The following is a 25,409-nucleotide window of genomic DNA, read 5'->3' as shown; positions in this document are numbered from 1 at the left end:
TTCCCGGGGTACTACTAGTTATCTCCATACTATTCACTAAGACTACGGACAATCCACATATATGAAGCATATGGGGCCAAAGTGATCTCTTGTTTTAGCTCCGGGACGTGCTGGGTATTACCTATTAAAAGCTCAGCCGCACCCAACGCTTGATTTTTTAATGATGAATAAAATGAATCCGGTATACGGAATTGCGCATCCTGTCCGCTAAAATTAGAGATGACGATCAAAGTCTCCTCTTCATTGCTGCGTTGATAGGCGTAGACCTGAGGATGAGCTTCGTCCAAACGTTGATAACTCCCGTCAGTAAGGACCTGCACCGTCTTACGCAGGTGAATCAGCTGACGGTAATGATTGTAGATCGAGTTCGGGTCCTCTAACTGAGACTGAACGTTGATCTGTGGATATCGTTCATCTACCTTAATCCAAGGCGTGCCTGTAGTGAAGCCCGCATTGCGAGTGTTATCCCACTGCATCGGTGTCCTCGAATTATCACGAGACCGCTCTCGAATGATATTCAATGCTTCTTCTGCACTTTTGCCTTGTTCCTGTAAGATACGATACATATTCAGAGATTCAACATCCCGAAACTCTTCAATATCTGCCCACTGCGGGTTGGCCATCCCAATCTCTTCACCTTGAAATATATAGGGTGTTCCTTGAAGACCATGTAACGTGGTTGCCAGCAGCTTGGCGCTTTCCGCATGGTATTCGCCATCATCCAAAAAGCGAGAGATCGCCCTTGGCTGATCATGATTGTTAAAAAACAATGCACTCCAGCCGCCACCTTGTTGCATGCCCGTTTGCCAATCCGAGAATAGCTTCTTCAACAATTCAAAATCATATGGCATCAATTCCCACTTATGTCCATTTGGATAATCTACCTTCAAATGATGAAAATTAAAGGTCATGGACAATTCTTTTCTTTCTGGATTGGAATAACGGATACAGTGATCCAGTGAGGTGGAGGACATCTCCCCTACAGTGACACTGTTATACGCTGAGAATACTTTCTCATGTAATTCATGAAGGTATTCATGCACACTTGGGCCGTCCGTATAATACTTACGCCCGTCCCCAGGAGCCGTGCTTCCATCGTCGTCCGAGAATTGCTGATCTTTGGAAATCAAATTAATGACATCAAGTCGGAAGCCACTAACTCCCTTCTCTGCCCAAAATTCCAGCACATTAACAACTTCCTGACGAACTTTGGGATTTTCCCAGTTTAAATCCGCCTGCGTCTTATCAAACAGTGTCAAGAAATATTGGTTTGTAGCCTCGTCATACTGCCAAGCTGGTCCACCAAACTTGGAAATCCAGTTGTTCGGAGGTCCTCCATCGGGTGCTGGGTCACGCCAGATATAATAGTCCCTGTACTCACTATCCTTAGAAAGCCGCGCCTGCTGAAACCAGACATGCTCTGTGGAAGAATGGTTAACCACGATGTCGATCATCAAGTGCATCCCACGCGCCCGAATTTCCCGGCTCAATTCTTCAAAATCCTGCATTGTTCCATAGTCAGGATTAATCCGGCAATAATCGGCTACATCATACCCGTTATCACGTTGTGGTGAGACATATACAGGCTGCAACCAGACAATATCGACACCCAGTTTTTGCAAATAATCCAGCTTTTGCGTCAGTCCTCTTATATCACCGGTTCCTTTACCCGTCGTATCGTTAAAACTTTTGGGATAAACCTGATAGACTACTGATTTTCGCCACCAGTCCTTATCTTGAGGAATCAAAGTCCTATTCGTTGCTTCCATTCATGCTCATTCCTTTCTTGCGAAATGAAATAGCGTAAAAAATAATATAACGCTTTCAACAACTTGTATATACAAGATTAAGCCATGTATATACAAGTTGTCAACAGCTTTATTTATTAAGGTAATACCCGTTTTGCAGCTAAATGATCAGGAGACTCATCCATTCTGTCCGATTGTATGTTATAACTCGTAAAATAAGCTCAATTCACACGAAAAAAAAAGCTCCTGCCTATAGTCAGGAACCTTTCTTTTCTATGATGGAAACGGTATTCATTTACATCCATATCGATAGTGCACTATAAAGGAGCAATAAGGACATTATGATATTGAAGGAGCGCTCATACTTGTTCAAGAAACGCTGAAACATAGCCCCAAAAATCGCCCAGCACACTACAGCTATAAAACCAATACAGGTCAAAAGTAATGAAATCATAATAAGCTCTATATACGATACATTATAAGGCATAACAAACGTTGAAATGACCGTAATACCATACAAAATGACTTTTAAATTGATAAATTGCAGCAGCAATCCTGATTTGAAGGAATATCCTTCATTGTGATCATTGTTTTTCGCAGAAGGTTTGCTCTTCGCTATTTTTACTGCCAGATAAAGCATGTACAGACTACCCAGTACATTCATCCAGATTTTAACCCGTGGCAAAAAATGATACAAAGCAAGATTAAAATAGCAGGCTAACAGCATAATAGCGAAACAGCCAGCTGTTACTCCCAGCAAAAATGGGAATGCTTTTTTCAAACCTAACCGCCTGGCACTGTCTAAAGACATAATATTGTTGGGACCTGGCGTAAAGCTGGTAACAAGTGCATAAGAAAGGAACGGAATAAACGGCATACAGTAATCAACTCCAGTGTGTTATAATTGAATAAAATGTACGTTGAAACGCACGAATGTACTTCATGATTGTACATTATGTTCTTTATATAGCACAATAGGGAGCGAAGAATTATGGAGAATATTAATCTAATTTTAAGTAAAAATCTAAAACATCTAAGAAATGAAAGAAAATTGAGTTTAGATAAATTAGCTGATCTGACGGGGATCAGTAAAACGATGCTTGGTCAGATTGAGCGGGGAGAATCTAATCCCTCGATTACAACCGTATGGAAAATTGCGAACGGCTTGAAAATCTCTTTCACTGCTCTGATTAACGAACCACCTGCAGATGCGGTAGTCGTTCCTAAAAGCAAAGTACACGTGCTTGAAGAAAATAATCACTATCGGTTGTATCCGTTTTTCCCCTATGAAGGAAACAGAAATTTCGAGGTTTACACCGTAGAGATTGAAGCAGGCGGGGAACTAAGTTCAGCCCCACACCGTGAGGGTACTGAAGAATTTATTACGGTATTTGAGGGTGAAATGGTGATAAAAGTCAGCGAAGAAATGTACACAGTTAAAGCTGGAGATTCAATCCGGTTTAAAGCAGACCGTCCACACATTTACTATAATCTAGGAGAAACACTAGTTCGGATGAATATGATTATTTATTACTCTGTATAGTTCAATCTTGAAGACCATAAGCATACTAGTCTTTAAATTAAATGATCCTATTAAAATAAAGAGCTATTTTAATAGGATCATCGGAACAAATATTAAATGCTTTGCCTGTATGCTGTTTAGGAGATTTCAATCTGCTTAATTATTCGTGCTGGATTTCCAGCTACAACCACATGATCTGGAACATCCTTGGTTACTACTGCTCCTGATGCCACTACGACATTATTACCTATCGTAACACCAGGATTGATCACTGCTCTCCCGCCGATCCATACATTGTTGCCAATCTTAACAGGCTTTCCATACTCTGGGCCAGCGATTCGTTCAAACGGATCTATGGGGTGAGTTGCTGTGTAAATATGAACTCCTGGAGCCAGGAAACAATTATCTCCAATGCGCACTTCGCAAACATCCAAAATGGTACAGTCAAAGTTGGCATAGAAATTATTTCCAACATGGATGTTGTATCCGTAGTCACAACGTATGTTGGGTTCCATGCCTATATTTTCACCAGTTGATCCGAAAAGCTCCTTAAGTAACTTTTCACGGTACTCACGATCCGTCTCTGTCGTCTGATTAAAGAGACGGACACATCTTCTCGCATACTCTCTTTCACTCGTTAATTGAGGATCAGCAGCTACATACAGTTCTCCATCTATCATCTTTTGTTTTTCCGTTTTCATAGTCATGCGACAATCCCCTTTATTTTTTAATCTGATTTTTTCTTTCACTCCAATGGGTTGGGCTGCACCCGATATCAAACCAGCGACCATAACGCCAACAAGCACTACAATCAAGGCATGCAGAAGTTCCAACATGTTCACCTAAAAACCCTAAGCCTGGGGGATCTATAAGTAGTCCCGCTAAAGAAATGCAGCTAATCCAAAAATAATGATTCCCATTTCGGCAGTCGAGACATGTAAATTACCCCGTATAGTAGGCGTTCGAGATACCCAGGAAGCAAAAGCTACACCCGGTAAAGCGAACAACAAAAACAAGATATTACGAATTACCCGAGGATTCATGGATGATTCTACTGGCATTTACATATCTACTTATCACCACTTTTTATTAATGTTTTAATAAGTTATATCATAATTAGTCATTCTATTCGTATCCAAACTATTTGTCAAAAAGAGAACTATGGCTGCTTCCCCCCGACAGTTAGGTAAACACAAAAAAACGACCATAAGGTCGTTTTTTGCTAGTCTATGCTCTCTTTGAACGCATCCATAACATGATAGGAAGTAACGCCAGCGCCAGAATTCCTCCCGCATAAGAAAGTATGGAATAGCTTGAATTTGCTACGATCATCCCGGACAGTGCTCCTCCCGAAGCTCCTGCCAAAGCAATAAGTACGTCCACCGATCCCTGTACCTTAGCTTGATTAGATATTGTCGTCGAATCTACAATCAAAGCGGTTCCACTAATCAGTCCAAAATTCCACCCTATCCCTAAAAGAGAAAGCGCCACAATAAGCAAAACCATCGAATCAGTGGGAGCCAACGCAGCTACTACGCCAGCGAGAAGTAGCGTTACAGCTGAAGCCATCGCCATCGCTATACGACCAATCTTATCGACAAGAATACCCGTAACTAGAGACGGAAGATACATAGCACCAATATGAAAACCGATGACTAATCCTACTTCGCCGAGTCCATGTCCATGGTGCTTCATATGTACGGGAGTCATCGTCATAATCGCAACCATGACAATTTGAGTTATTATCATGATTAAAGCGCCAAGAATAATTCCTTTTCTACCATCACGAGTAGCCTCAAGATCAGAAGACGACTGGCTTCCTTGTGCCGCCTGATTCGCAACTGCTTTGGCCACCAATAAAGGGTCAGGATGAAGAAGTAGCAATAATATTATGCCTGCTAATGTATAGGCTACCGCCGCTAAAAGAAAAGGTCCCGCTAAACTGGGAACTCCAATGGATAACGCAAACTCTCCGGTAACGTTAACTAAGTTGGGACCGGCTACCGCTCCGATCGTTGTAAAGACCATAGCCATACTCGCAGCTGTTGCCCTCTGCTTTGAACTTGCGAGATCTGTACCGGCATAACGAGCCTGCAGATTTGTAGCCGTTCCCGATCCATAAACAAGAAGGGAGACTAGAAGCAGGGTAATACTATTCATAAGGGCTGCAACAACGACACCGATCGCCCCAACTCCCCCTGCAATAAAACCGAGTCCCAGCCCCATTCGTCGGCCGAATCTTTGGGAAAACCGACCAACGAGGAGCGCTGCAGCCGCTGAACCAAGTGTAAATAGTGCCGCAGGAATCCCCGTAAATTTATCCGTACCCAGCATATCTTGCGCCAACAACGCACCAACGGTTACTCCGGCAGCAAGTCCGGCGCCTCCAAAAATTTGAGAGAAAATAACGGTGATAAGCGTACGACGATACAGTTTTCTTTGCTTATCTGAAGATTCCGCATAGGAATTGATAAGCGCTTGCCTCTTCTGCGAAGCATTCGTCAAATTCATTAAGGCTAACTTCCTTCCCTGATAAAGTCGTTCCAATCGTGAACACTCTTATCCAAGTGTCTAGCTTCGAAACCACGAGCCTGCAACAATGCAATAGCTCTAACCGCCATTAAGCAATACGGGCCTCTGCAATAAGCCACAATCTTCGAGTCGGCTGGCAACAAAGATAACTGCTCCGCTAATTCTTCAATTGGAACGGAAACAGCCCCCGGTATATGAGCAGTTTCATATTCATCTCGCGGCCGTACATCAAGAAGTGTGACCTCTCCTTTTTCCATCCGCATTGCCAATTCTTCCATTGTGACTCCTTCAACATCCGAGAATTGACCCAAAAATTGCTCCTTAATGTGCTGAACTTCAATTAACTGCTTTTCAGACAGGTCATACAGTGAATTTAAAAAGTGCAAAACAGATGAATCAGAAAGTTCATAATACACAAAGTTTCCCTGCTTTTTGGATTGAACCAACTTAGCTTGATATAGAGTTTGTAGATGCTGAGAAACATTGGCAACGGACATCGAAGTCATTTTAGATAGAACTTCAACTGATTTGGGTCCTTGTATGAGAATATCAAGAATTTCCAACCTTTTCGGGCTGGACAAGCATTTTCCGATCCGTGCGTATTCGGTGAAAAGCCCATCTTTGAAATCTCGTTCGTTCACTATTAAACACCCCATCCATTAAACTATTCAATTAATTTCTTTAATAGCGAAATTATAAAACTTTCTTATTTTTATGTCAATTCTGAAACCTACCTATATATAAAAATAAAAAAGACCAGCCCAGAAGCTGGTCAAGAGTAACAATAATACGTAAGCTAAAATACAATGTCTTTACTGAATCAACCTTGAATTGTCATTTATATTCTTGTTCCACTTTCAGCCTGGTTCCTCCCAGTAACCCTCCATCTGCTGATGCTTGAAGCAACAGCTCACCAGCCACATTCCCAGATTGTACAACCACAAGACACCTTCCTCTGTGTGTTCGTCTCTCATTCCCCTTGTAGGGTTCATCACTGGTGAGGTCCCCATTGTCTATTCCAAGGATGCGGCCATCACCATGCAGTTTAAAGGTTAATTCAACATCCTGGTTAGGTACAGTGATCCCGTTTGGGTCTATGACGGTTACTTCCACATGAGATATCTCATGCCCATCAGCAGGTAGAACCGTCCGATCGGCCTCCAACTTTAGAGCATAAGGAGTCCCGGCAGTAGTCAGTTCATGCTCACAAACCTTCTCGTTTCCATTACGACCCACAGCTCGGATTTTGCCCGGTGTATAGGGAAGCTCCCATAGGATTAAATGATTAGGGTAATCCACTAGCTTCCTCTCACCGTATAATTCATCATTCACGATCAATTCCACACTCTCACAATTGGTGAAGGTAACCAACCGTATCAATTTTCCACCGTAGTCAGGAAATGTCCAGTGATCTTCCATGGCCGGAGATTTCCAGTGCATTGTCCATGTCGGATTAAATTCCGATTTCATATGTTCGTTAAATGCGGCTATGTGCACAACAGGCTGATTAGACCATAAGCTTTGTTGGAGATAAGATACTGGTTTGCGGAATCCGCAAGTATCAATCAGGCCCGAAGACCACCCTTTGGAGGGATAGCTCGTTTCTCCCAAATAGTCAATTCCACTCCAAACAAATTGACCGATCACATAATCATGATTAGCGACATCAAACCAGGGATTCATAAGCAAATAACCTTTAACCCGGTTATCCTTGCCCCGATAGTATGGAAACGTCTCGGTTCCAAGGATAAGCATATCCGGCATGGCCGCCCTATAGTGCTCATACCACTGCTCCTGATAGTTTAACCCCAGAACATCCACTCGTTGTGCCAGCTGCTTAGTATGCTCCACTTTGGCCTCAATCGAACCCTCACGCAAGCTGATCGGTGTATTATGCGGCTCAAGCGCATATGTAACCGATCGGGTTGGGTCTTTTTCATGGCAGAAACCCACAAGCTGCTCCAACATTTTTAGCATGGATGGCTGCCCTTGGTTTTCCACTTCATTCCCAACGCTCCACATGAAAACACTGGGATGGTTCCTGTCTCTGAGCAACATTGCCTCCAGATCTTTTTCCCACCACTCATCATATAAATGCTCATAGAAAAGAGATTTCCACTTATCAAAAGCCTCATCAACCACCAAGAACCCCATCTGGTCACATAAATCTAATAATTCGGGCGCCATCGGGTTATGAGCAAAACGGATCGAGTTACAGCCCATTTCCTTCAGCTTTTGCAGCCTTCTTTTCATGGCTGTATCATGGTAAGCAGCCCCCAGACAGCCTAAATCATGGTGAATGCACACTCCCTTTAGCTTTAAGCTGTGCCCATTCAAAAATAAACCTTTTTGTGTATCCAGCTTCACTTCTCTTATGCCAAAAGAGGTACAATAACGATCCACCTCTGTATTGTCGCAATAGATCGTCGTCTGGGCTTCGTAGAGCACTGGGTTGTCCGGTGACCATAGTTCTGGCTCTAAAACTCGCGTTTTTTGCTCTATTTCCCCCGTTTCACAGCTCGAAAGAGTAACTCGGTTTTCCACTTTTCCTTGGATCTGTCCCTGTGGGTCCAGCATTTCAGTCATAATCGTACACTCTACGGCATGCGCGTGTTGATTAGTGACCTGGATTCTGACAGTCACCTTGGCTTCATCTGGCGAAATTTCAGGTGTGGTAATGTAAGTCCCCCATTCGGTTATATGAATATAATCCGTACAAATCAGCCAAACATTACGATAAATACCGGCCCCCGAATACCATCTGTCAGGTGAAAGAATCGTATTGTCCACTTTGACGGCAATCACATTTTCCTCATCCCACCGAATATATGGAGTCAAATCATATTGAAAGCTAACATATCCATAGGGTCGCTTGCCCACAAAATGCCCATTGATCCAAACCTCGCTGTTACTGTGAATGCCATCAAATTGTATGTATACGCGCTGTTTTGGAGAGGAGGGCTTCACATTAAAATGCTTTCTGTACCATCCGACAGACCATCTTGGCAAATAAGCCTGATTGCCACCATACAGCATATGTGGATCAAAGGACTTTTCAATGCTCCAATCATGAGGGACATGAAGGAGCCGCCAATGCTCATCGTTGTAGTCCATTTTCTCAGCACCCGCGTAATTTCCTTCTATAAATCTCCAGTCTGTTTTGAACGGCATAATCACTCTGCTTCCCATGATCTCGCCTCCATTTCATAAAGTGGATGAACGGATATAACAGCAGTGCTGGATGACCATCACAAAAAACGTGTTCTCATTACAATATTTGAAACACCGGGCGATCTTCAATAAAGTGTACGGGAAGCATCGGAAATTGGGCGGAAAGCACATCTGCGAGATACTTCATCCCAGGTGCTTCACTTTCAGCATGTCCCAGCATGATAAGTGCTCTACTGTGCCCTTGATAGACAGCATCTTTAACATATTCTGGTGTTTCCCATTCTGGGCCTTCACCGGCGATGACTACATCTACATTTTCATTTAGAAATAATGGAATGGCTAGATCGCCACCTCCCCTGTATCCTACTGAAATTCCCACTCGTTCACATGGCATGGAAACCTCGCCAGCCACCCGTACATAACGAATATGTAGTTTGGCTTTGATATATTCAGCGATCTCCTTAACTTTCATAGCGGGAATAGTCAAAATGGCGGCCGTCGGCTGCTGTTTTACCATGTAGTTGTGCCAGCCAAGCGCCTGAAGAAGCCCAACCATCACTCCATCCGGTTGATAACGATGTATGGTGTCATGAAACCGATAAATGCCTATACCTGCATCGGCAATGAGGCGAGATTTTTGCGAAAAAACCGGATCATGTAGTAGACACTCATGCATCCTCTGATGACTATAAAAAATGCCTTCATGTGTAATGATAAAATTTGCACCTAGAGAAATAGCTTGTTCTATCACGTACTGTGAAGCGGAGAAAGCGGTTACAATTCCTTGCACCTCAGTATCTACAGATCCTGGGTCCAGCAGATCTACGGTGGTGTGGGGTAGGCTTATTCCCTTGGTCAGATGATTCACAATCAGACCCATAGTCATGGTCATACACGTTCCCTCCTCATGGATAATGCATAGCAATTGTACCATTTTATTTCAGCCATAGGCGCTATTCTTTCTAGCAAAACAGCCAGTTCCAGAGGAGCCAGCTGTTTTACGAATAATTCTATTATTTATACAGAACTCCTAAAATGGAGTCGATTCGTTCTTTTGCTCCTTGCCAGGATGTCATGACGGGGAACTCATATTGCTCTCTTGCTCTCAGATTCCATGGATGAGGAATACAAAGCACCTTTTTCCCCTCCTTTAGCGCAGGTACTAAATTATGAGGGCCATCATCAATCAGGAGATCATAGTTAATCAGGTTCTTTCGTTTACATGGGAAAAAGTTCTCGATCGGAATGAATGGCATATGTCTTTGAAGCCAATTCCATTTCTCTACGACGGTCTTGGGCTCTGCCGCTGTCACAATAATGACATCAAAAGCATTGCAAAGCTTCTCCATTTCTTCTACAACATAATCGTCAAACAGTTCAAGTTCCTCAAACAAACCCGGTCGCCCATAAAATACATCATGCGTGCTTTTGGGATGACGTAGATGATCGGTGTTCCAATCTAACATTTCTTCATAACGAAGCGGATGAGTGGGAAATTCACTATTGTTATGGTATATGGCTCGTTTGACGAGATGACAGATGGTATCGTCCATATCGACTGCAATGATTGGTTTTCTCATCAGCTTGCCCCTATTCACTCTGGTAAAATTTTTCACAAGAATATCATACTATAATTTAATATCGCGGTGAAGCTTAGGTATTGCTGTCCGATAGATCTCACCTTTGTTCAAAATAATTAACCAAGAAAAACGTTAGGTCAACCTACACAAATTCGGAATATCACAGAAATATAGTTAGGTTATTTTTATCAATATAAACTAAATTTTAAACAAACATAAACAATAAATACAATGAAACCACAGAAAATAGCACTTAAATAATACATCCATTGTTTATACTTCAAAAACACAAAAAAATAACCAAAATAACCGATTGAATAACAAAAACACAAATGATAGAATAACAAAAATAACTTTTTTCATATTTGAAAGCGCTTAATTTTGTGTTTAGCTTACTGCTATTTACACACTTACATACCTAACTTCATCTCTGTATAGCAGGAAGTTGAATAATATATTTAGGGAGGAATAAAAATGAAGGTATTGTTAAGAAAATCACTATTGTCTGGAATGATCGGCTTGCTCATCATGATTGGTTTAGGAGGAGTTTTCTCCAAGGTAGAAGCTGCTTCAGGATTTTATGTAAGCGGTACCAAATTGTATGATTCTACAGGCAAGCCATTTGTTATGAGAGGCGTCAATCATGCTCACACATGGTACAAAAACGATCTTTATACAGCGATCCCGGCAATTGCCCAGACAGGTGCTAATACCGTCCGAATTGTCCTTTCTAACGGAAACCAGTACACCAAGGATGATATTAATTCCGTGAAAGATATTATTTCTCTCGTCTCCAACCATAAAATGATTGCTGTGCTTGAAGTTCATGATGCTACAGGCAAAGACGACTACGCGTCTTTGGATGCAGCTGTGAACTACTGGATTAGTATAAAGGATGCTCTGATCGGCAAGGAAGACCGGGTTATCGTAAACATTGCAAACGAATGGTATGGTTCTTGGAATGGAAGTGGTTGGGCTGATGGATACAAGCAAGCGATTCCCAAGCTGAGAAACGCAGGTATCAAAAATACACTCATCGTCGATTGTGCCGGATGGGGACAATATCCTCAATCTATCAATGACTTTGGTAAATCTGTATTCGCAGCTGATTCTTTGAAGAATACGGTATTTTCCATCCATATGTATGAGTTCGCTGGTAAAGATGTTCAAACTGTTCGAACCAATATTGATAACGTTCTGAATCAAGGACTCGCTCTGATTATTGGCGAATTTGGCGGTTACCACCAGGGAGCAGACGTCGACGAGACAGAAATCATGAGATACGGTCAATCCAAAGGAGTAGGCTGGTTAGCCTGGTCCTGGTATGGTAATAGTTCCAATCTTTCCTACCTTGATCTTGTAACAGGACCTAATGGCAATCTGACGGATTGGGGGAAAACTGTAGTTAACGGAAGCAACGGGATCAAAGAAACATCGAAAAAGGCTGGTATCTACTAAACGTACTATCAGAAAGTAAAAAAGGCTCATGGTTGAACGACCATGAGCTTTTACATTTTTATACTTTATACTAAAAGTACCCACTGTGCGTCGAACTTACACTTCCTGGGTTATACGGTGAGTCGAATTTCATACACAGGCACGATGCTGACTGCGCCGATATCTACGATACGTTCCTTTGCCGTCTCTTTCCAGCCAGCCATAGTCGTATTGCTGTTGAGAACCTTACCTTTTTGTATTGGGGAAACATATACGTACAACCCTTGCTCGATGAGCCGATGCTCAAATGCTTTCAAGCCTATTTCCCAGGTCGTATGGTTGCAGAAATTATCGTTGATCAGTTCGCCATCCATAAAAGCATAACCGATATCTCCAGTATAATCGATACGCAGCAGAGCTTCCTTAATTCCGTGAAAGGCATCTATCTCAAAATCAATAGTAAGTTTATCGTCATTTATTTTTTTCAAATTGAAATGAATTTCTCGCTTAGGAGCCTTTAAACGATACGTTTTAAATACATTGTTTTCTGTTATGTCTAGCAGCTCTCCACCAGTAATAGATGTGATCGAGGCGGCGAAATCAGGGAATACACTCAGGGATACCATTTCTTGATCCGTCGATTCCAGCCTTAGATCGCCCTCATATACAAGTACATTGGCATTGGTCAAAATGACTCTGTCCCGGCCTTGCATGTTTACCTTCCAAAATGTAAGACTTTGCTCATCAGTCATCGTGTAGATGGCAACTTTTTTGCCACTTTCAGATACCAGATGGATGAGACTATCGTCCTCTTCAGCAACCTTAATGATCGTGTTCCCATCCAACTGCTCTATCGAGCCTTTGTCGATTGTGGCACTGATGATATCTTTTGACTCAATTTCATATCTTCCCTTCATCCCCTCTGGTACAAAGAAAAAGTAGTATACTTCTCCATCTTCTTCTATCCTTGTTATCAGCTGTACCGTAGCATATTTGAGCTTCATTCCATCTAAATTAAAGTTAAATGGCAATATAGCGAAACTTTCACGTCCTAACATCAGCTCACCTTGACTAGGGATTACAATCGTTTCCTCGGGCAGTTCAATGCTCACATTAAAATCGCACAGGTCGTCATTTTCGACATGGTCTTGGAAATTATTTAGAAACAGATAACCCGATCCAGCACTGGATCGCACTGCATATCGTAACGTATCCACATCATAAGGGTCCATCTGGGACGTATCCCCTGGCAGAATAGTCTTTGTTAGTGAGAATTGCTTTTGGAACGTTGAAAAAAAGTAATGCTGCAGCTTTGTTCTATGGTACGATTCCCTTACTTGACCGAATTCGCCGATCATGGCGTTGAAATCATAGGAGATTTTGGGGGTGGCTAGATCATTGGTGAACGGGTTAACCTTACCCCGAGGATTGGAACCCCCATGATACATGTAATATCCGATCAGATTACAGCCTTCTGCAACCTTCATGACAGTCATTGCTGGAACACTGCGGTAGGGAAATGCGAACCGATATTTATAAAACTGAACCATGCCGCCACCCATTTCACAGCAAGCGTACGGATAGTCTTCAGGTGCGTATTGAGGCTTAAAATTGTAACTCTCTGGAATCTTGTTATTATGCTTGTCGCGGAAAATGTATTCCGGTGTCGCAGGATGCTCCTCCATCCCCTCCAAACGTCCCTCTTCGTAGTAGATCCATGGCCAATAGGCATACCCGCCCCATAACGGCAGCATATCGGGTACAGGAGTTGTTGCTCCTCCCCATCCTGTGCACGTATAGATCGGAGTATCAATCCCCGCTTCCAGAGCTATTTCTTTAAGTTTTAACATATGCGAGTTACCGTCACTTCCACTGTTTAGCCACATATCATTAATTCCTACAGTCAATGCCCACTGGGCAGATGAATGATGATGCTCGTTTTCGATTTGGGTGCCGATAATCGGCCCCCCCTCCTTATATAACAGCCCTTTAACCTGGGTACCGATTTCGTTATACAATCTTCTTGTATAGAACAGATACCCCTCATCATTAGAACGAACCTCAAATGGTCGACCGAATAACCAATCTGGCATACCGCCGTTTCGAATTTCCCCATGATCAAAGGGACCGATCCGAATGATGGAGTATACCTGATGTTTGCCGCACAACTCGATGAAACGACGAAGATTCTTGTTCCCACTCCAATTAAAAACACCTTCAACTTCTTCATGTAGGTTCCAAAAAATATAAGTAGCAATGATGTTTACGCCGCCCATTTTTATTTTAATAATTTCGTCTTCCCAATAGCGTTCATCATAACGGGCATGATGGAATTCACCACAAATACCGAAAAAGGGCTCTCCGTCCTTCTCCATAAAATAGTTGGTGAATCCGATCTCCTCTCCTTTTGGGTTGGTGCCGCCAAGTTTGATATGTCCTTTAACAATATGCTTCTGATCGTCTTTAACCGCAACTCGATAGTTTCTCATGGAGTTCACTCCCCTCACTCGTTAATCTGAATTCAGGATAAATTGGTTCCACTTGCGCTGCCAAGCGATATCATTCCAGAATGGATGATGGGGAGCGCAGTTAGAACAGAGGGTCATTCCCCAGAACCCAAGTGCCATTCCTTTTCGCAACACATATTCAGCGATAAATTTGCCGACTGGGCCTTCTTCAAATTGGGCATGCAGCGGCGTGTAGCCTACATAACCTTCTCCTATGACAATTGGAATGCCGGAATGACGAGTCCATTCATGAATCTCTTCCAATCGGGTGTCGGCCTTCTGCAACATGGCCATTTTATGGTCTCCATACCGATCGTACAAAAATAAATCCCATTGATCGGGATCTACCCAGTCGTGCAAATAAATAAGTCTCATGCCGACTGGATTGCCTTCCATCCGCCAATTCTGCCCCGGAGGCAGGGTCCATTTTGCAAATGGAGGAGCGTCTTCTCTTAATAGGGATTGTACGAATGGATTGGGGAACGGCGCCAACTCATCATAAAGCGCTGCCGCTTCCATAAGCTCATTGAGCACCCCTTTAATATATAGGTGAAAATGGGCCACCTGCATATTGCGCGCGACGTAAGCCTTGGGGTAGGCTTCATTTAACGTATAACTGGCTGTCATCATCATATCAGGATGACATTGGCGAAGATATTCTATCGCTTCTTCTACGTAGGGCTGCATGGCTTCAATAAGCGCCGGTACATTCGTTTCGGCTATGCCTTCAGACGTTCCGACGGCGTTTAACTGCCCAAATTCCACTTCGTTATGCAGCTCTGTATAGATGATCTGACTCCTGTAGCCTTCTGCTGTGACGAAACGGATCAACTGATCCATTGATTTTGCAATGGCCATGAATCTCTCCTTAGGAGGAATTGCAGCTAGTTCATCTCTAAGCTCAGCATGAGCCAGAAAGCTGGGACTCTGCTGATATTCCCAAGAGGATAACATAATGTAACAGTTATGAGCCTTTGCTTGTTTGAACAGTTCGAGCAAATGAGCATGCCCGTCCAGTACTGCGCCTCCACGACAGTTATACCAACGCGTACGCTGGCCTACTTCCCCAAGGTTAGCAAACTCCAAGGGTCCGGGGCGTTTGCCATCCGCTGTAAACAACATGAATGGCATTGCACATATTCGGATCGTATTGTAGCCTCTTTCGACCGCTTCTTTAAAACGGGCTTCCAGATCGCTGTAGGGCTCACCTTCCTGTGTCATGGTATACCAAGAAAAGTCCCACATGGTGATCGTCAATTTGCGCGGTACAGTTCTCATGAGATTACTCAATTGATTTCCCCTCCCAGCTCCAGTCCATATGGTTCAACGCTCCTTGATGGTTAGCTTCTAGCTTAAGCACCGATTCAAAATGCAAGATGGCTTCGTCCTGTCGCCCTAATCCAAGCAAACCAAGTGCTTTCATATAAGTACAATGAACCTGATTACGAATATTCAGGTCATCTTCAAAGATGAGAAAGTCGGGTAACGAGACCGCGAAATAATCCATTTTCACGGGTTCGAATAAGTATCTATCGGCGTAATCAATGAGCTTGTTGAATCGACGATTGCCTTCCTTCGCATAACCAAGTTTCCGCCAGGCCAATCCTTGGTAAAATATCATATCTGGCTGTTGATCGTTATAATACATGGCATTAATGGGTTCCCCCAGTCCTTGAGAGGCCGTGGAAAAGGCCTGTCTTGCCTCATCTGTTAATTTCAATAGCTCATACGCGCAGCCCAAATAATAATAGATATCGTTATCTTGGGAACCCTCTAGCTTACCTTCGCCAAGATTCTCTGGATACACTAAAGCCTCCCGCAGCCCCTTTACAGCCTGTTCAATCCGCCCAGACCTCAGGTCGGACTTGGCAAGCTCTACCTTGGCCAGCCTATACTGTCCCGTTACCTTCCCCTCTCCGCCTTCCCATGGATGAAATATTCTCCCTGTCAGCAAGGACAACGCTATCTTATGCTGCTTCATCGTATTGTGAACGGTTACATATTCTAAAAACAGATCATCGCGAAGCTTTATGATTCCCGGATAACTCTCCATTAGATTCAATCTGTCGTTGGGCTTGATGTTCAGCTTCCTATACAGCTGGTCAAGCTCATAAAGAATACGTGCGTCTGAAGTATTGCACGCAAAGGCCTGCTCTAACGAATGGCGAGCCTTCTCTACTTGGCCTTGTTTGTTAAAATATCCAAGAGCAAGATTACGGTGAACAACGGGGTAAGTATCGTCAATGGAACGAGACATTTCCCAGCTGGAAATAGCATCCTGATGCCGTTTCTTATCATAGAGTAAATTACCTAAGTAATAATGCGCCTTGTCATCCTCCGGTCTTGTTCGAATTGCAAATTGTAACACATCCAACTCAAACAGACGGTTAGGAAAGCAGTAATCGGGTACTGCATCTGCGGCCTGAGCGAGAGCATTGTTCACCTGCTCAAGCTTGCCGATTTTAGCATAGCAGAAGGCCTGAACGTAATACAGCATAGGGTATGTTTTTGCCTGCTCTGGAGCTTCTTCCAGCACACATGCTGCATCCTCATAGAGTCCTGCCGCCGCATAGTCCGATGCTACCGCTATATAGTTGTGCACATCTCCACGCATCCATTTTTCCAGCTCTTCAAAGACCGTTTTAGCATCATCTCGTAACCCGAGAGCCTCTAAAGATAATGCTTGCTCACGGTAAGCTCCAAAATCGGCGATATCGAGCTTCATCGTTTCCTTGGAAAAGGCTATTGCTGCTTCGTTCCTGCCGAGCTTACGAAGAATAGCCGACTTCAGGTTGCGTGCCTTGTAATTGCGAGCATTTCGGATTGTCGAGCGCTCGACGAGTTCCAATGCTTCTTCATAGTTCCCTTGTTCTGTCGCAATCTGTGCCAGTGAGAAATACCCGCTGTCTTGCCATGCCGCACTCCATACTGATTTATAAAATGCAGCGAACGCCTCATCCATCCGCTCTTGGTGTTTTAGCGACAAACCAAGCTGGTAGTAGGCCTCACCATCATAGGGATTAGAGTTACGCCAGGTTATCCGCGAGATGGCTTTACGAAAGCACTCTTCACTTTCTGCATATAACCCTCTGCGAAGAAGCAACGTACCATATGCCATATTTATACGGCTGTCATTCTTATCTCTTTTCAGGCCCTCAAGGTAATACGCCTCAGGCTCAAAGGTAGCATGACGGTATTGCTCCAAGTGTTGTCCTGCTAAATACAATTCTTCGTTCGTTCTTAATTCCTCCGGTTGTGGCAGGGGGTCGGCAGCAGCCGGCATCTGCTCAACTTCCTTTTGCTTAGGCTGGTAGCTAATCAGCTCCCTTCCGGTCGCGTCTTTGACGCTTAAGCATAGATCATAATCCTCATCCTCAGCCAAAATAACTGTCTTCTGTATCAAGGCCTTATTAGGTGTCAGATCCAAGGTTTCTTGAATATAAACTTCCCGCTGGCTGCTTAATTCCACAACAGCCTCGCAAAATGACGAAGTTACATAGACGCCAATCTGTACTGTCCCTTCGCTGCGATTTAATTCCAAACTAACGGCTGCGTCAATTGAAGCGTTTTTGACCATACCAATATGTTTGTAAGGCATAAAATACTGCGAGAACGTCTTTTCTTCATACGGCTGAAGCCAAGTGAAATCTGGTTGATTATCGGTATACACTCCCGTCATCAACTCGATGTAGGGGCCGTCTTCGTCTGTTAGATTGCGGTCCCAAGCTTGGCCGAATTCGCCATTTCCCCATGTCCACTGCTTTTTCCCGGGAGAGATGTGATGGTTGGCCACATGCAAAAGCCCAGCTTGTTTCATATGGTCGTAACCACCTATGAAATTGTAATCCGATTTATAGGCCATATATGAAGTGGGAACAGGAATATTTTTGTATCGGGAGATATCTACGCCTTCAGAATAATCCATTTTATAATAAGTGCCTGTAGCAATCGGGAAACGGGATACATCTCGCTTTCCATGGTCGAACACGGCTGATACGTCTGGAGGAAAAACAGATTGCGTATGCTCATGTACTGCTACGGCTGGATTGGCCCACCATAAAAATGTTTGAGGCTCGGCAGTCCGGTTATATAGCTGGGCCCCCACTTTAAGGTATGCCTTATCCGGTTGAAGTGTAAAACCAGCTGTTACTTTCGTGCCGAACATACGATCAATTTCGCTCACCCATACCGTTGCGCTTCCGTCGTCGTGTTCTTCCAACTTGTATTCAACGGGTCCGTAAGTGTTGGGACGGTGATGCTGCGGCCAGTTGAACTCAATGCCTCCAGATATCCATGGTCCCAATAAGCCCACAAGCGCTGGTTTGATGACCCTGTTATAATAAACAAAATCATAACCGTTGGTCTTGTCGACCGCACGATAAATGCGTCCTCCCAGCTCTGGCATGATCTCAATGCGCAAATATTTATTTTCTAGGAAAACTATTTGATAATTTTCAAGTTTCTTCTCATCCTCAATTTTATCAATGACCGGATGCGGATACACTCGACCGGAACTTCCCTGATAGACACGTTTCTCCAGAAACATTGGATTTTTGTCGGGTTTGCCAATTCCATACGTGGGGATCTGCACGGTTTGCTCCCACACGCGTGCCCTAGCGTCGAAAATGCTCAATTCCATCACTCCCTCATAGTCGCTCTTATATTCAGAGCTTACAAGTAAGCGACATTACAGACAATTGACAATCTACTGTTTATGATGGACTATATACGTATTTCATCATTAGAGCCGCCTAAGGCTAGGAGATGGATAGATTATGAATAAGAAAGCTGATGGATTTGAGGGTGAAAAGTTATATGTCGTTCCACCCTATATACTGGATAAATTAAATATGAATCCGCTTACAAAAAATCTATATATTACGGATATAGGCTGCTTCAGCCATGCCCGCCATCATTTTCGTGAAAGAATGCACGGATGTGACTCTCATATATTCATCTACTGTACCAGCGGAAAAGGTTGGATACGAACAAAGGATGGCCTAACGATTGACATGACAGAGCGAGGCTTTGCGTACATTCCCAGAGACATGCCGCATGCTTATGGGGCTGACGATAGAGATCCTTGGACAATTTACTGGTTTCATCTTAAAGGGGACCAAATGGATGATTTTATAGCATTGTTTGAGCCTTTTAAAACGTATATTTCGATATCTGCCAGTGATGGAGTCAAACTACTGGAGCTATTTCATCAGTGTTACGACCTTTTATTGAATAAATCATACTCCATTATACATTTAGTTCAAGTATCGCAAACTGTCCGTTATCTGCTGAGTTTTGTTGTATCGGTTGCATTTCGCAAGGAAGACAGTACGTACCAGAGTCATGTGGATAAGGCAACACGCTATATGAGTGAACAATTGGAATCCACCGTTTCGCTTGAGCAGCTTAGTCGGCATGTTCAGGTATCCAAGCAGCATCTGAACCTGATATTCAAGCAATCCACCGGCTACTCTCCTGTCGATTACTATTTAAGAATGAAGATACAGAGGGCCAGTCAGCTTTTGGATTTGACGAATGCCTCTATTAAAGAAGTTAGCATACAACTCGGTTTTAGGGACCCTTACTACTTCTCCAGACTATTCAAAAAAATAATGGGCTGCTCTCCTTTGGAATATCGAAATAATTTGAAGGGTTAATCTATGTTCATCAGGAGCGTTCAAATTTGCTTCTATCGGGCTACCGCAAGGTCACAGATCATTTACGAATCACGGGTGCAAGGTCTATACTTAAGGTTAAAAAAGGAAGTTTTGTATGCTCCTCACGTTGAATCGTAGACTAAATGCAGCTATGCCGCTAATTACACCAATCAGCATTCTAATTGGCGTCCTAATCGGTACGCCGTTGTCAGAATATACCGAACTCTCTCCCTGGCTGTTTGCATTCATGACCTTCGCGGGCAGCATCAGTATGGGGTTTAAGGATTTTGTCCATGTGATCAAGCATCCTGGTCCGATGATCGCCTGTCTGTTTATTCTTCACCTGGCCATGCCGCTTCTCGCCATGATGCTGGGACATCTGGCCTTCAGTGATGATCCTTACACGATTACTGGACTTATTCTTGGTGCAGCTATCCCTACGGGCATTTCCAGCTTCGTGTGGGTCAACATCTATAAAGGCAATACAGCGCTGACATTGGCGATCATTTTAATTGATACGATTTTGGCCCCATTTGCCGTGCCGGGCATCATGTCCCTACTGATCGGAGCGGATGTGCAGCTCGATACCTGGGCGATGATGCAGAGCCTATTCTGGATGATTGTCGTTCCTTCGCTAATCGGCATGGTGTTGAACGAATGGACCAAAGGGAAGATCAAGCAGGTATGGGGACCACGGCTAGGACCGTTCTCCAAGCTGGCTATGGCTCTTGTCGTCATGATTAACGGATCTGTCATTGCGCCTTATCTGGTCGATTTTAATCTTAAGCTTGTCGGAGTATGCCTATCCATAATCGTCCTTGCCTCCACTGGATATGCGATCGGTTATCTGATATCAGGACTGATGCGGTGGAATAATGCAGACCGTACGGCGCTTGTCTTTAACGGCGGCATGCGCAATATTAGCGCGGGAGCCGTGCTTGCCATCACCTATTTCCCGGCCCCGGTAGCATTGCCCGTTGTACTGGGGATGATTTTCCAACAATCCACAGCATCTCTGGTCGGGTTTCTGCTGAGTCGTCGCGACCGCAGCAACGCCAAGGAAAAGCGCAATACGGCCTCTGTTTCCTAAGCAAAGGGAGCTAGCGGTCGGTGATTTCAGATGATAAAACTCCTCCTTATGAGGAGGAGTTTCGGAAGGGCGTTTCTATACGTACATGGTTGAAAGTCTAATTTAAATATGCATGCACAATCATGTAAATGGTCATTTTCCACTTCATAACATTACTATTGAATCGTGTAGGGTAATAAACTTAGCTTCCGTAAAGAGCCTTTCGCGGCACAACGTTCAAGCCATATATTACCCTAAGGAAACTAAGAACGATATACACAGGTTGCAAAGTCTAAAACAGCTTTTGCGTAAGATTTTGAAATTGTGACTTCACTCCATCTTTCTGAAGTTCTGATTGCAACACCTGATTAAAGGTTTGAAGTGCACGCTGGAATTTATTTTCACCTAGTTCCGTGATCCGAGTATACACACCTCGTCGATCATCCTCGCATGTATGCCTTTGTAAAGCCCCGCAGTTTTTGGCTTCCATTCTCACTACGAGTCTCGATGTCGCACTTTGACTTAATCCCACCAATTCTTGAAGTTGCTGCAGTCGTAATTTTTTTTCCTCGGAATTGGATATAAAACCTAAAACATAAAACTCCTTCAAAGATAAATCATAATTTTGTAGCAGGGCTTGTTCTAACTTATCATTTAAAGTGGAATGGATGTGAGACAAAGACAACCATACATCCAAAAGTTCGTTTTCATGTTGCAAGTTTAGACCACACCATTCTATATTGAAGTATTTCCAGTAAGTTTATCCTATTGTAACAAGCTTAAATGGAATGGTCAAAACCCATACCCTATTTTGAATATTACAATCCGTCGTCACCGAACCAGCATGCAAATGTAGCATAATGATTCTTGTTTCAGAGTGTCGATTTTATTGACAGTAGTCCACCCTAACTATCTTCCTATGTACATACATTGCTGCAATTAAGCTAATATAATGTGAGAAAGTGAAGATAGCAAAAAAACAGGTCAATCATGGTGGTATCTAACCATAATCGACCTGTTGAATGTAAAGGAATAGCATTTTCAAAGTGAGCGGTAACAACATCATGACGAAATGGAAGAACAACGTAGATCGTAGCAAAAGGAAGTCAGACAACAAATTTTCACATGTAGCCTTTCAAAAAGACGACACTGCATATCCAGTGTCGACTTGTTAGTGTTATTTTTAATTGTTTTTGTTTCGAAGCAACTTAATAAGGTGAACTTTGCAAATAAAACTCTTGGCCTGAACCCTGAAGACTTCTCGAACCAGTCCCTTGGGAATTCCCCCCTTCAGCCACTCTATCAAGATATATATAGATTCCATATCCTTTTACTGTATACATAATATGAACTGCAATCTTTTCATTGAATTATTCGGCTTGCCATATATCTTTCAATTTCCAATATGTCAGCCCATTTACTAGCGCCTCTCCACCCTCTGTTATGATTTCTATGCCTAGCAATTTCTCACTCGGATAGATGCGACTTGTCATCGTAGCTTGCCCTTCATTCGCAAACATTTCAATGGATGAACGATCCAGATATACATGCAATGTCAGCTGTCCCTCAGCATTGAAGGCTGTTTGACGTACTCCATCTGTCTTTTTACCTGATTTAGAACAATTAAGCATTAGTTTCTGCTCCGGAATAGAATATGTGATAACCGTTTCTTCTCGACCTCTTCCACGAAACTTCAAGCCTACCAGGTCTGCACTTGACTTCGTGAGATCGAACACTACCTTAACTTCAAGCAAGTCTTCTTCAACTTCCTTGAAGTAACTTCCAGAAATAGCACCATATTGATACAAAACATGTTTACTTTGGCGAAGTAACTTCATTTCTTCAACTGGAGTCATCAGTACTCTATTATTGTCACCCAACGTAATTAAACGTGGGATCGTCATTGCTCCACACCAGCCGTCTGCTTTCGTCGGCATATCCGATTCCCACATATCCATCCAACCAAGCGCTATGCGGCGACCTTGATCATCTAGAAAAGTTTGAACAGCATAGAAGTCATGACCAGTATCCAACTCGATGAACTCTCCATGCTTATATTCATTACTATCATAATTATATTCGCCAACATAATATCCCGTCTGGAACAAGTTATTGTACTTATCTCCTTGCGCATCAATACCTTGTGGGGAGAACATAAATATATGCTTACCGTTCAGTTCAAAAAAATCAGGGCACTCCCACATGAAGCCCATATTCTTATCTCCCTGCAGAAGCACACCATGATAGGTCCAAGTCCTAAGATCAGGAGATGTATATAGAATAACACGCGGCAGATCTTCTTTCGTGCTGTTACCTAGGATCATGTACCATGTATCCTCATGCTTCCATACCTTCGGATCACGGAAATGCTGTGAGCTATCAGTCGGAGGTTCAGCGATTACGGGATTCTGCCTTAGTTTTGTAAAATGAATGCCATCTGTGCTTACTGCCACATTTTGATTTTGGAAAAAGATATTGTTTGGTTGATCAATATAGTGATGACCAGTATAGATCAATGTCAGTTCGCCGTTATTATCTACTGCGCTTCCTGAGAAGCAACCATCAAGGTCACACGCATCTCCAGGCGCTAATGCAATCGGACAATGCTCCCAATGTACAAGGTCTTTACTCTTCACGTGGCCCCAATGCATTGGGCCCCAGTTCTCATCATAAGGATGATGCTGATAGAAGGCGTGATATTCACCTTTGAATTGAATTAATCCATTTGGGTCGTTAATCCAGTTTGCTGGTGCCATAATATGATAACCTAATCGGTACCGCTTGTTCATTTTCGCTTCTGCCTGTTTCAATGCTTCCTCAGCTTGCTTCGTATTGTTATTATATGTGTTCATCTTTCTTCCTCCTATGCTGTTTCAATATGCTTGTTAGGCTTGGGATCCAGCTTTTTCGGTTCTTTCTTTAAGGTAAAGATTGAGATTGTTGTAAAGGCAAATACGAAAACACCCATAATCACGTACGTATTTGCAAAACCTCTAATGTCATAAGACATACCGGCGATTGGCGAGAAGATCGAAGCTCCTACCTGACTCATAAACTGGAATCCCACCAGATACAAGATCGAAGACAGACGCGTATCGAAATTTGCAGCCAAGTACTTAAATACGGAGATCAGCATGATTGGCAGTTCCAATGCGTGAATCAATTTCATAGCTGAGATTCCATAAGGTCCAATAACTAAGCCTGAACCCATGATCCGGAACGCCATCAAGAACCCTGCCAATATTAGACCCTTTTTTGCTCCAATTTTGTTGACAATGAAAGGCGCTAAGAACATCATGCCTGCTTCCAAGAACACTTGTAGGGAATTTAAGTAACCGTAAACTTGATTGCCTAATGCAACCGTTGAGAACGTCGATGAAAAGTAATTCGGGAACTGCTGGTCATACACATTGTAAATACAGGTAACACCAAGAACATATAAAATGAAGAACCACAAATGCTTATTTGCAAACAAATGGCCGATTTGCTTAAAGTTAACGGATTCTGCTCGCTCCATCTCGGAATCTGTCATTTCAACTTTAATTGTCATCATAATGATAAACAGAACGACAGCAGATACTGATGCAATCCAGAAGTTAATGTTAGGGTTGATATTAAAGAGCTGACCAGCGAAAAACGTTGCTGCTGCCCAACCTAGCGAGCCCCACATACGAGATTTTCCGTATTCAAAGTCATATTTTCGGCTGACTTTCTCGACATAAGATTCGATGGCTCCAATCCCTGCCAAAAAAGAAATACCCAAGTATAATCCACCTGCAATGGCACCGAGAAATACATTGTATTGAAGTAACGGCCCATAGATAAAGATATAGAAAGGACCAACAAATAAGAGCAAAGAACTGATTAGAAATAAAATATGCTTCTTTAATCCGATTTTATCAGATATATAGCCATAAAGCGGTTGCATACATAGCGCAAAGATAGCGTTTACAGTAAAGATAACACCTGTTTCAGCACCATTCAGACTGATTTCTTGCCCTAGCCAGATGGAGAACAATGAATAACTTGCTGACCAAGTAAAGAAGAAAAAGAAAAAATAGGCACTTAGTTTCCAGTACATGCTCTTTGACTTTCTCATATCGAACGCTCCTCAAGTTGAACATTTAATGTAAATGAAAGCACTTTCGTATTTACAGATCGATTATATGTCAACCGCTTTCATATG

The 25,409-nt window shown here is 43.0% G+C and carries 18 protein-coding genes and 1 pseudogene; 4 read left to right on the top strand and 15 right to left on the bottom strand.

The genetic code is table 11. The features are described 5' to 3' along the window. Positions 1-29 precede the first annotated feature (29 nt). Positions 30-1,769 carry an alpha,alpha-phosphotrehalase gene (treC, locus tag ACWA2B_RS08750; protein ID WP_165148214.1) on the bottom strand — a complete coding sequence of 580 codons (1,740 nt, stop codon included), beginning with the start codon at positions 1,767-1,769 and terminating at the stop codon, positions 30-32. A 274-nt stretch (positions 1,770-2,043) separates the two neighbouring features. Then, complete coding sequence (locus ACWA2B_RS08745) at positions 2,044-2,625, bottom strand: LysE family transporter (RefSeq protein WP_449291936.1); 582 nt, start codon at positions 2,623-2,625, stop codon at positions 2,044-2,046. 114 nt (positions 2,626-2,739) lie between these two features. Between ACWA2B_RS08745 and ACWA2B_RS08740 the strand changes: the two genes are divergently transcribed. Further along, complete coding sequence (locus tag ACWA2B_RS08740; protein WP_449291935.1) at positions 2,740-3,291, top strand: helix-turn-helix domain-containing protein; 552 nt, start codon at positions 2,740-2,742, stop codon at positions 3,289-3,291. 116 nt (positions 3,292-3,407) lie between these two features. Here ACWA2B_RS08740 and ACWA2B_RS08735 read toward each other — a convergent pair whose 3' ends face one another. From ACWA2B_RS08735 to ACWA2B_RS08705, 7 genes and pseudogenes are all read right to left on the bottom strand, one after another. After that, complete coding sequence (locus tag ACWA2B_RS08735) at positions 3,408-3,977, bottom strand: sugar O-acetyltransferase (RefSeq protein WP_029515893.1); 570 nt, start codon at positions 3,975-3,977, stop codon at positions 3,408-3,410. A gap of 183 nt (positions 3,978-4,160) precedes the next feature. Then, positions 4,161-4,313 (bottom strand): annotated as a pseudogene (locus ACWA2B_RS08730) (MFS transporter); the annotation flags it as partial. A 184-nt stretch (positions 4,314-4,497) separates the two neighbouring features. Further along, entirely contained in the window at positions 4,498-5,781 is a 1,284-nt protein-coding gene (locus tag ACWA2B_RS08725) for an MFS transporter (RefSeq protein WP_069010922.1), read from the bottom strand. 5 nt (positions 5,782-5,786) lie between these two features. Further along, on the bottom strand, positions 5,787-6,443 hold the full coding sequence (locus ACWA2B_RS08720) for an ArsR/SmtB family transcription factor (RefSeq protein ID WP_029515896.1): 657 nt from the start codon (positions 6,441-6,443) through the stop codon (positions 5,787-5,789). A 193-nt stretch (positions 6,444-6,636) separates the two neighbouring features. Continuing rightward, positions 6,637-8,991, bottom strand: a complete 2,355-nt coding sequence (locus ACWA2B_RS08715) for a glycoside hydrolase family 2 TIM barrel-domain containing protein (protein WP_029515897.1) — start codon at positions 8,989-8,991, stop codon at positions 6,637-6,639. A gap of 79 nt (positions 8,992-9,070) precedes the next feature. Beyond that, entirely contained in the window at positions 9,071-9,865 is a 795-nt protein-coding gene (locus tag ACWA2B_RS08710) for a Nif3-like dinuclear metal center hexameric protein (protein ID WP_029515898.1), read from the bottom strand. Positions 9,866-9,986: 121 nt separating this feature from the next. After that, positions 9,987-10,553, bottom strand: coding sequence for a 5' nucleotidase, NT5C type (locus ACWA2B_RS08705; RefSeq protein ID WP_029515899.1), 567 nt, complete (start codon positions 10,551-10,553; stop codon positions 9,987-9,989). A 474-nt stretch (positions 10,554-11,027) separates the two neighbouring features. Between ACWA2B_RS08705 and ACWA2B_RS08700 the strand changes: the two genes are divergently transcribed. Then, a complete protein-coding gene (locus tag ACWA2B_RS08700; RefSeq protein ID WP_029515900.1) occupies positions 11,028-12,011 on the top strand; it encodes a glycoside hydrolase family 5 protein in 984 nt (327 codons plus the stop codon). Between the two features lie 110 nt (positions 12,012-12,121). Here ACWA2B_RS08700 and ACWA2B_RS08695 read toward each other — a convergent pair whose 3' ends face one another. Genes ACWA2B_RS08695 through ACWA2B_RS08685 form a run of 3 tightly spaced genes read right to left on the bottom strand, consistent with a single transcriptional unit; the run spans position 12,122 to position 19,136 of the window. After that, complete coding sequence (locus tag ACWA2B_RS08695; protein ID WP_241113468.1) at positions 12,122-14,479, bottom strand: beta-galactosidase; 2,358 nt, start codon at positions 14,477-14,479, stop codon at positions 12,122-12,124. A gap of 21 nt (positions 14,480-14,500) precedes the next feature. Beyond that, positions 14,501-15,787, bottom strand: coding sequence for a cellulase-like family protein (locus tag ACWA2B_RS08690; protein ID WP_029515902.1), 1,287 nt, complete (start codon positions 15,785-15,787; stop codon positions 14,501-14,503). Next, positions 15,780-19,136 (bottom strand): DUF5107 domain-containing protein, encoded by a 3,357-nt coding sequence (locus ACWA2B_RS08685; RefSeq protein WP_449291934.1) that lies wholly within the window; start codon positions 19,134-19,136, stop codon positions 15,780-15,782. Before ACWA2B_RS08685 ends, ACWA2B_RS08690 begins: the two co-directional genes overlap by 8 nt. 136 nt (positions 19,137-19,272) lie before the next feature. Between ACWA2B_RS08685 and ACWA2B_RS08680 the strand changes: the two genes are divergently transcribed. Beyond that, on the top strand, positions 19,273-20,154 hold the full coding sequence (locus tag ACWA2B_RS08680; protein WP_165148193.1) for an AraC family transcriptional regulator: 882 nt from the start codon (positions 19,273-19,275) through the stop codon (positions 20,152-20,154). Positions 20,155-20,269: 115 nt separating this feature from the next. Further along, the gene (locus tag ACWA2B_RS08675) at positions 20,270-21,244 is read left to right on the top strand and encodes a bile acid:sodium symporter family protein (protein WP_449291933.1); all 975 of its coding nucleotides are present in this window, start codon (positions 20,270-20,272) and stop codon (positions 21,242-21,244) included. Positions 21,245-21,515: 271 nt separating this feature from the next. Here the strand turns inward: ACWA2B_RS08675 and ACWA2B_RS08670 are convergent, their stop codons facing one another. The 3 genes from ACWA2B_RS08670 to ACWA2B_RS08660 form a co-directional block, all read right to left on the bottom strand. Continuing rightward, positions 21,516-21,941: a MarR family winged helix-turn-helix transcriptional regulator gene (locus ACWA2B_RS08670; protein ID WP_025719952.1), complete on the bottom strand. Its 426-nt coding sequence runs from the start codon at positions 21,939-21,941 to the stop codon at positions 21,516-21,518. A gap of 652 nt (positions 21,942-22,593) precedes the next feature. Further along, positions 22,594-24,075 (bottom strand): glycoside hydrolase family 32 protein, encoded by a 1,482-nt coding sequence (locus ACWA2B_RS08665; protein ID WP_029515907.1) that lies wholly within the window; start codon positions 24,073-24,075, stop codon positions 22,594-22,596. An 11-nt stretch (positions 24,076-24,086) separates the two neighbouring features. Further along, a complete protein-coding gene (locus ACWA2B_RS08660; RefSeq protein WP_039270452.1) occupies positions 24,087-25,322 on the bottom strand; it encodes an MFS transporter in 1,236 nt (411 codons plus the stop codon). Between the last annotated feature and the right edge of the window lie 87 nt (positions 25,323-25,409).

Source organism: Paenibacillus sp. CMM36 (assembly GCF_053570945.1).
Note: the sequence above shows the minus strand (reverse complement) of the source record. Positions and strands in the feature narration are given on the sequence as shown.